Annotated in this window: 1 protein-coding gene; it reads left to right on the plus strand. The window is 62.5% G+C overall.

Features of this window, described 5'->3' with window-relative positions; genetic code table 11:
- Positions 1 to 475 (plus strand): APC family permease (locus tag J5M73_RS31205; protein ID WP_207816922.1); only part of this gene is annotated, 475 nt, incomplete at both ends.

The following is a 475-nucleotide window of genomic DNA, read 5'->3' on the forward strand; positions in this document are numbered from 1 at the left end:
CGCTGTTGTCCTGGGCCCTGCTGTGCGCGGAGATTCTCTACGCGACCGCCCGGGACCGGACCATGCCAGCGTTCCTGAAGAAGGAGAACGCCAACCATGTACCGGCCAACGCCCTGTGGCTGACCAATGCCATGGTGCAGATCTTCCTGGTCATCACTCTGTTCTCGGCCAGCACCTACCTGTCGCTGATCTACCTCGCCACCTCGATGATCCTGGTGCCCTACCTGTGGTCCGCGGCCTACGCAGTGCTGCTGGCGGTGCGCGGCGAAAGCTACGAACAGGCCCTGGCCGAGCGCAAGAAGGACCTGGTCATCGGCGGCATCGCCCTGCTCTACGCGATCTGGCTGCTGTACGCCGGCGGGGTCAAGTACCTGCTGCTGTCGGCGCTGCTCTATGCCCCCGGCGTGGTGCTGTTCGCCAAGGCCAAGATGGAACTGCACAAACCGATTTTCACCAACGTCGAGAAGCTGATTTT

Source organism: Pseudomonas sp. 50_B, from assembly GCF_017491625.1.
GTDB lineage: Bacteria > Pseudomonadota > Gammaproteobacteria > Pseudomonadales > Pseudomonadaceae > Aquipseudomonas > Aquipseudomonas danubii.